7 protein-coding genes and 1 pseudogene are annotated in these 7,902 nt (G+C 52.0%); 1 reads left to right on the top strand and 7 read right to left on the bottom strand.

The features are described 5' to 3' along the window. A pseudogene (locus V9K95_RS20690) lies at positions 1–281 on the bottom strand (lipoprotein-releasing system transmembrane subunit LolC); the annotation flags it as partial. Continuing rightward, positions 278–1,627, bottom strand: a complete 1,350-nt coding sequence (gene proS, locus V9K95_RS20685; protein WP_115055280.1) for a proline--tRNA ligase — start codon at positions 1,625–1,627, stop codon at positions 278–280. The pseudogene V9K95_RS20690 and the gene proS, both read right to left, overlap by 4 nt. A gap of 613 nt (positions 1,628–2,240) precedes the next feature. On the opposite strand from proS, the gene V9K95_RS20680 reads away from it, so the two are divergent. After that, entirely contained in the window at positions 2,241–3,215 is a 975-nt protein-coding gene (locus V9K95_RS20680) for a glycosyltransferase (RefSeq protein WP_336441823.1), read from the top strand. 2 nt (positions 3,216–3,217) lie between these two features. Here V9K95_RS20680 and V9K95_RS20675 read toward each other — a convergent pair whose 3' ends face one another. The 5 genes from V9K95_RS20675 to nuoN are packed head-to-tail and all read right to left on the bottom strand — an operon-like array spanning position 3,218 to position 7,885. After that, entirely contained in the window at positions 3,218–3,487 is a 270-nt protein-coding gene (locus V9K95_RS20675) for a DUF1467 family protein (protein WP_115055284.1), read from the bottom strand. After that, complete coding sequence (mce, locus tag V9K95_RS20670; RefSeq protein WP_115055286.1) at positions 3,487–3,891, bottom strand: methylmalonyl-CoA epimerase; 405 nt, start codon at positions 3,889–3,891, stop codon at positions 3,487–3,489. Before mce ends, V9K95_RS20675 begins: the two co-directional genes overlap by 1 nt. An 8-nt stretch (positions 3,892–3,899) precedes the next feature. Further along, positions 3,900–5,573 carry a ribonuclease J gene (locus V9K95_RS20665; RefSeq protein WP_336441824.1) on the bottom strand — a complete coding sequence of 558 codons (1,674 nt, stop codon included), beginning with the start codon at positions 5,571–5,573 and terminating at the stop codon, positions 3,900–3,902. Positions 5,574–5,595: 22 nt separating this feature from the next. Continuing rightward, positions 5,596–6,438 (bottom strand): biotin--[acetyl-CoA-carboxylase] ligase, encoded by an 843-nt coding sequence (locus V9K95_RS20660; RefSeq protein ID WP_336441825.1) that lies wholly within the window; start codon positions 6,436–6,438, stop codon positions 5,596–5,598. 10 nt (positions 6,439–6,448) lie between these two features. Beyond that, positions 6,449–7,885: an NADH-quinone oxidoreductase subunit NuoN gene (gene nuoN, locus V9K95_RS20655; RefSeq protein WP_307284662.1), complete on the bottom strand. Its 1,437-nt coding sequence runs from the start codon at positions 7,883–7,885 to the stop codon at positions 6,449–6,451. Positions 7,886–7,902: the final 17 nt, after the last annotated feature.

Here is a 7,902-nt window from a genome sequence, read left to right as displayed (position 1 = left end):
ACAGCATCAAAATCATCCAAAGGCCGATCCATTGGCTGCATGATGACATGGCCGTTGATTCCGAGAATTCGGGTCAAAAGCTCGGCCCGAAAACCATTCATCACCGCCATGACGATGATAAGCGTCGCCACCCCAAGCATAATACCCGTAAACGAGAACCCGGCGATAACCGAAATAAACGTTTCCTTGCGCCGGGCACGCAGATAGCGCCAGGCAATCATACGCTCAAAGGCTGAGAATGGCTTTGAACCAGAGGGCGCGGTCGCTGTTTTTTCTGTCATAAAGTTCCCGCCTGAAAGTCCGCAGGACCGGCCAATTTGTTGATTGCGGCTTCGATGGAGAGCGTTTCACGCTCGCCTGTAGCACGATCCTTGATCTCGACTTCGCCAGCGGCCACACCACGCGGACCAACAATTACCTGTGTCGGTAAACCGATCAGATCCATCTTGGCAAATTTTGCACCCGGGCGATCATCCGTATCATCAAGCAGCGGCTCAAGGCCGGCCCTCGTCAAGGCGTCATAGAGCTTCAGCGCAACTGCATCACATGCATCGTCGCCGGGCTTCATGTTCACAATACCCGCACCAAACGGAGCAACTGCCTTGGGCCAGATGATTCCGTTTTCGTCATGTGAGGCCTCGATGATCGCTGCAATAACGCGCGACGGCCCAATGCCATAAGACCCCATCGAGACCAAATGCTCCTTTCCGTCAGGACCGCTTACCTTGGCCCCCATTGGTTCGGAGTATTTTGTGCCGAAGTGGAAAATGTGGCCAACTTCAATACCGCGTGCAGCCATCTGGTGGGAGCCATCCACCTTGGACCAAGCCGCCTCATCGTGCATTTCGTCAGTGGCAGCATAGGGCGTCGTCCAACGCGTGACGATATCGGCAATCTGCTGATTATCGTCGAAATCCGTATCAGCACCTGGCACTGGCAGATCGAGATAGGCGCGATCGCAAAAAACCTGGCTTTCTCCGGTTTCGGCAAGAATAATGAATTCGTGGCTCAAATCACCGCCGATTGGACCCGTATCCGCGCGCATCGGAATGACCTTGATACCGAGGCGCGAGAATGTCCGTAAATATGCAACGAACATACGATTATACGCAGCCTTGGCACCCTCAAAATCCATATCGAAAGAATAGGCATCTTTCATAAGGAATTCGCGCGAACGCATAACACCAAACCGGGGACGGCGCTCGTCGCGGAATTTCCACTGAATATGATAAAGATTGAGCGGCAAGTCCTTGTAAGATTTGACATAAGCCCGGAAAATCTCGGTGATCATTTCTTCATTTGTCGGGCCAAACAACATTTCCCGATCGCCGCGATCTTTAATACGCAGCATCTCGTCGCCATAAGCATCATAACGGCCGCTTTCACGCCAAAGATCTGCTGACTGAATTGTCGGCATCAGCAATTCAATTGCGCCCGAGCGATTCTGTTCTTCGCGGATGATGTTGCTTACCTTGTTGAGAATGCGCAGTCCCGCCGGCAACCAGGCATAAATGCCTGCTGATTCTTGGCGAATCAGTCCGGCACGCAGCATGAGCCGGTGCGAGACGATTTCAGCCTCTTTAGGATTCTCTTTAAGGATGGGCAGAAAGTAACGGGAAAGCCGCATTGAGGGTCACCAAAATTGAACAACGCCTGAGTGCTTGAAGAATCAGGCAAAACCAAGTGCAAAGTCGATATTTCTTATCGGCTTCATGGCTGATTGGGAACCCGCAACTGCATATAACACAGGATGATATTGAGGGGTGATTCACTCTGCTGCAAGATTTCTAATCAAAAGATGACAGTAACGAATATTTTTCGTGACATTTCGAAGGCAGTCCGCTATTTTTTTAAGCATAAGGAGAAAGTAAGAATATTTCTGCTTTCCTACGCGGTCAAAGTCTTGGGAGGATGTGACCCTTGGCGCGGTTTCCGCAGCCGCCACGCAAGTGGATGGGTCAGACGCGATCTTTAAATGCAAGGCGAAAGCCTTGCATTTTTTTTTGTCTTCATTTATGGGTTTGACGAATGTTTTTCATTTTAAATTCAATACCTTATTTTTCGTGCCTAATATCCTAATTTTAAAATAGGTGTGATTCCCGATTGACGGTCGGCTGCAACAGCGCTGTAAGTAGAAATTAAATTTATTTTAGCGCACCCATTCAATGAACTTGCACGGTCGCACGTGCGAACAGCATTTTTAGTCCAAGCTATTTTATTTATTTCAGGCAGATTATTTCATGACAGAATTATTGCGCAGAATTTGCGTGGGAACCGTTACCCGCAATCGCCCGATCATGTTGCAAGTACTCCTCGCCTCCTATGCGAAAATGGCTATCCCTGCCAACACGCAGCTGCATTTTGTTATTGTTGAGAACAATTCCTTTCCGACGCTTACCGAAATTATAGAGCGCTTTCGTACGAGCGTTCCCAACTGCAGCGTACAATATGAAGTCGAATCGCGCCTTGGAATTGCATATGTACGCAACCGCGTGCTCGATATTGCAATTTCCAGCGGCCACGATCTGCTTACCTTTGCCGATGATGATGAAACAGTAGAACCGGATTGGCTGGTTGAGCTGCTCGCGGAACGGGATGCTTCAAATCTTGATATTGTCGGCGGACCAGTACGGCCAGCACAAGTAGAGCAAATGTCGTTTTTCGAAAAGGTCGTTTGGAAAGGACTGTTTGAGAGTACTCAAAAATACGAGCAACGAGCAATTCAGCGACGAGAGGGCGGCAAGGCTGACAGGATTCTTATTGCCACAGGGAGTTGGATGGGAAATTTAGCGTTCTTTCGTGCAACCGGATTGAGATTTGATAATCACTTGGCTCTAAATGGCGGAGAGGATTGGAAGCTCTATCGGGAGGCCACGAGAATCGGCGCGCGGACAGGTTGGACACCTCATGCCGTAGTTTTTGAAACTGTTCCCCGCGAACGCTTGACTCTGACCTATCAATTTAGACGAAGCAGAGATCATAGCGCTTCTGATTTACGGGCAAGATTCGCCGAGGATCGCACTACCGCTCTTCTTCGTTTACCGGGCTCAATTCTATCGCGATTTTTAAAACTGATGACCCATCTTCTGAAGCTGCCATTGAGACCCAGCCGATCGCTCGTCTTAGCGGCATCTTATCTTGGTCATATCGCTGGATCTTTCCTGGCATTTACTGGGAAAGCTTCGCCACATTATCAAACAACTACCGGCAAATAAGATCAGTCCAATTGTGGAAAAAATACCGGCAGGTCGTTGACGCCATAACCAAGCCGTTGATTGACAACGTAGAAAATTGCGAAAATGACTGCGGATACAAGCGTGGTCCACAGGAAGACTCGTCCCATGCGATGCTTGTGCGGCGCGCTCGGCGTTGTGCCCAGTGTTACGTCATTCTCTTCAGCTTGCGTGCGCAGGCCAATCGGCAGCATGGTAAAAAGCGTCAACCACCAGAAAATGAAATAAACTGCCAGCGCTGTTGCAATCGGCATTACTCTTGCTCCAGTTCGATCAACGTTCCGTTGAAATCCTTCGGATGAAGAAACAGAACAGGTTTGCCATGAGCTCCAAGCTTCGGCTCCCCATCACCCAAAACCCGGGCACCCTGCTCTTTTAGGCGATCTCGCGCGCTCAGTATATCGGGCACTTCGTAGCACACGTGGTGAATACCACCTGACGGATTTTTCAGGAGGAAAGCCGATATGGGCGACTCGGAAGAAAGCGGTTCAAGCAGTTCGATCTTAGTGTTTCCGACATCGATGAACACAACTGTAACGCCATGCTCAGGCAATATCTGCGGTTCTGTCAGCTTTGCTCCGAGCGTATCCCTATAGATGGCGGACGCAGCCGCCATATCTGGAACTGCGATAGCCACATGGTTGAGCCGTCCCAGCATTGCTTACCTCAGACCTTGGTTACGAACACGGTGACAATCGGCTTCTTGCCCCATGCTTCGTTGGCGGCGGAGCGAACCGCACGGCGAATTGCCTCACGCACCATGGCAAGATCGCGTCGCTTCTCCCTCGGGATACTTTGGACCGCACCAACAGCAGCATCGTAAAGAAGATCCTCCAGGAGTTCGCCTTCATCGTCGACTTCCGGAACTCCGAAAGGGACAAGCTCCGGATCTTCAAGAACGTTGTATTTGGCGTCGAGAATAAACGACACCGCAACATGGCCGACATAGGAAAGCTTTCGGCGATCAACGATGCCGACCTCTTCCTCGTCGCCGATCAGCCTGCCGTCTTTGATCAGGCGGCCGAAGGGCGCTTCACCAATGATCTCTGCCTTGCCCGGGGCAAGGCGCAATATATCGCCATTGCGCACTTGCGGCACTTCTGGAATGCCTGCCATTGCAGCCAGTGATCCCTGCCCGACAAGATGCGCAGCCTCACCGTGAACAGGAACAAGAATGCGCGGGCGAACCCACTCATACATCCGCTTCAATTCGTTGCGTCGCGGATGCCCCGACACATGCACCAATTGATCACCATCGGAAATGATCTGGACACCCTGCTCTATCAGAAGGTTTTTGGTGTCATTAATCGCCTTTTCATTGCCGGGAATGGCACGCGATGAATAAATAACCGTATCGCCGGGCGAAAGTGCAACACTGCGCATTTCATCGCGCGCCAGTTTGGCAAGGGCAGCACGTGGTTCACCTTGGCTGCCGGTCAATATGATGACCATGTTTTCCCGCGGAATATAGCCGTAATCATCCTCCGACAGGAACTCAGGCACACCATCCAGATAGCCAAGCTCGGTCGCGACATCGATCATGCGCTTCATCGAACGTCCGAGCACAAGCGTTTGCCTGCCGGCATCGCGCGCTGCCAGGGCAATCGAACGGATACGCCCGACATTGGATGAGAAGGAGGTAATCGCAACACGTCCACGGGCGTTTTCAATGATTTGCCGCAGGCTTTCGCCAACTTCCTGTTCCGATGGCGATTCGCCATCACGCAAGGCGTTGGTAGAATCGCACATCATGGCGAGAACGCCTTCGTCCCCCAGAGCGCGGAATCGCGCTTCATTGATCAGCGGTCCGATCGATGGTTCCGGGTCCATCTTCCAGTCGCCCGTATGGATGACTGTTCCAAGCGGAGTCTTGATTGCCAATGAAACCGGTTCAGGGATGGAATGCGTCACAGCCAGTGCTTCGAGCTCGAAAGGGCCAACATTGAAGGTTTCGCCAGCACGGTAGATTGTGACTGGAATGTCCGGTGCACCGGGTTCTGAGTGCCGCTTGGCGGCAAGAAGTCCGGCAGTAAATGGCGTAGCGTAAACAGGAACATTGAGAAGCGGCCAGAGATCAAGCAGTGCTCCGTAGTGATCTTCATGCGCGTGGGTGATAACAATACCCTTGAGGTTGTTGCGCTCAGCCTGCAAAAAACGAATATCGGGCAGGATCAGGTCAGCTCCGGGAAGATCCGGGCCAGCAAAGCTCACACCCATATCGACCACGACCCATTCGCGTTTGCGCGCGGGGCCATAGCCGTAAAGGGCCAGATTCATGCCGATTTCGCCGACACCACCTAAAGGCAGGAAAACAAGTTCCGCTTGATCGGAATTTGCCATTTATGCTCCTAAAAACTGAAACTCATTCAGCGTTTGCCGATGCCACTGTTCCAAAATGGACGTCACCGGCTGCAATTTTTTGCCGTACACCGTCATTATCACGAATGACGAACTGGCAATCTTCGTCAATTGTTTCGAATATACCACGCAGTACAGCTCCGTCTATTCGAACGGCGACTTCACTGCCAATTCCTGCCGCCTGCGAGAGCCAACGTTTGCGAATGTCACTTAAGCCCCGTCCATTCGCCCAAATGCGATAGTTCTCTTCCCAGGCGTCCGACAAGGCCAGAAACACTGTTTCGGCATCGCAGTTCGCACCAAGCCGTGCCAATGACGTAGCTGGATAAGGGACATCCTGCGGATAGGCAACAACATTAACGCCGATGCCGATAACTACTGCCAAATGCCCATCCGGCATCAATGTCGATTCAAGCAGGATACCGGCGAGCTTTGCGCCACCCGCCAGCAGATCGTTTGGCCATTTAAGCTCCACCCGTAATGGCGATTTTCCAGCACCTGCATTGCTGGCGCCATCAATGCCAACGGAAAAATTTGCTGAAGGACATACTGCGTTGAGCGCATCAGCAAGCGAAAGGCCAGCTACAAAGCCGAGCGTCGCTGCACTTTTCAGTTCAAGATTTCCGGTAAGCAATAAGGAAGCCGCCAGATTGCCCTCGGGAGAAGACCAAGCCCGGCCGCGCCGCCCTCGCCCGCTCGCCTGCTTCTTGGATACGATCCACAGCTTGCCAGAATCACCCGCCTGTGCGCGCTCGAGCGCGACAGCATTGGTGGAGCCAATCGTTTCGAAAGCTTCCAGTCGAAAACCATTCTGCTCTGCGATAGGCGATAGGGCGAATCCCGTCAAATTCTTTGGCCTAGAAGAAAGACTTGGATGCCGCTTCCGCGTAAGTACTAATCGGACCGCCGATCAGAACATAGAGCAGAACAAGCAGACCGGAGGCACCAAGCACGAGTCGAAGTTCGCCAGCGACTGGAACGAAACCGCCAACCGGTTCATCGAACCACATGATCTTGATGATGCGCAGGTAGTAGAATGCGCCCACAACCGAAGCCACAATGCCGATAATGGCAAGCGCATAGAGATTAGCCTGCATCGCTGCAAGGAAGGTGTACCACTTGCCCCAGAACCCGGCGAGCGGTGGGATACCTGCGAGCGAGAACATGAGGATGGTCAATATGGTCGCCATAATCGGATTTGTACGCGAGAGACCGGCAAGGTCGCTGATCTGTTCGACATTTCCATCCTTGCGGCGCATTGCCAGAATGAATGCAAATGTACCAAGCGTTGTGACCAGGTAGATCAGCATGTAAATGGCAACGCCTTTAACGCCAACCTGCGTACCTGCAGCAAGCCCAACAAGGGCATAGCCCATATGGCTGATGGAAGAATAAGCCATCAGCCTCTTGATATTGCGCTGGCCGATGGCCGCAAAAGCGCCAAGGATCATCGACGCAATGGCAATAAACACGACAATCTGTTGCCAGTCATGCGTGATCGGCTGAAAGGTATCCACTGATACGCGTGTCAGCAGCGCCATCGCCGCCATTTTCGGCGCAGTTGCAAAGAAAGCTGTTACCGGTGTCGGCGCGCCTTCATAAACATCTGGCGTCCACATATGGAATGGAACTGCCGATATCTTGAATGCAAGACCAGCAAAAATGAAAACCAATCCAAAAACAACGCCGAGCTGACGTTCGGAGCTGGCGAGAGACTGGGCAATACCTTCAAAGCCGGTATGACCCGTAAAGCCATAAACCAGTGAAATACCATAGAGGAGCATGCCGGATGACAGCGCGCCAAGAACAAAATATTTCAGGCCAGCTTCCGTGGAGCGAACGCTGTCGCGGTTGATGGCGGCGACGACGTATAGCGCGAGTGATTGCAGCTCAAGGCTCAGATATAGAGACAGCGTGTCATTGGCTGAAATCATCAGCAGCATGCCGACATTGGCCAAAAGGATCAGGATCGGGAATTCGAACTTGTCGAATTTCTCGCTTTTGGCAAAGCCGGACGACATGATGAGAGTAACGATCGAGCCTGCCAGTGTGAGTACTTTCATGAAGCCGGAAAAGGAATCATTGATGAAAGCACGACCGAAAGCGTTTCCCTGTTGAGGAAACACGGCAACAAGCACCAGTGCCAGCAACAGCAATATGATGCTGAGACCATTGACCAGCTTGTACGACTTCTCGCCGGAAAATGCTCCGACCATCAGGAGAGCCATCGCTCCAACTGCTAGAAGCAGTTCAGGAGCCATGAGCGTCAGGTTGGCAATCATATCGGTCTGCATCGGCCTTGGCCTCTTCC

Source organism: Phyllobacterium sp. CCNWLW183, assembly GCF_037203775.1.
Lineage (GTDB): Bacteria > Pseudomonadota > Alphaproteobacteria > Rhizobiales > Rhizobiaceae > Phyllobacterium > Phyllobacterium ifriqiyense.
Note: the sequence above shows the minus strand (reverse complement) of the source record. Positions and strands in the feature narration are given on the sequence as shown.

Coding starts and splice junctions, on each gene's coding strand:
- V9K95_RS20675 (WP_115055284.1), bottom strand. CDS start 3,487: ATGCCGATTGCAACAGCGCTGGCAGTTTATTTCATTTTCTGGTGGTTG.
- proS (WP_115055280.1), bottom strand. CDS start 1,627: ATGCGGCTTTCCCGTTACTTTCTGCCCATCCTTAAAGAGAATCCTAAA.
- mce (WP_115055286.1), bottom strand. CDS start 3,891: ATGCTGGGACGGCTCAACCATGTGGCTATCGCAGTTCCAGATATGGCG.
- nuoN (WP_307284662.1), bottom strand. CDS start 7,885: ATGCAGACCGATATGATTGCCAACCTGACGCTCATGGCTCCTGAACTG.
- V9K95_RS20665 (WP_336441824.1), bottom strand. CDS start 5,573: ATGGCAAATTCCGATCAAGCGGAACTTGTTTTCCTGCCTTTAGGTGGT.
- V9K95_RS20680 (WP_336441823.1), top strand. CDS start 2,241: ATGACAGAATTATTGCGCAGAATTTGCGTGGGAACCGTTACCCGCAAT.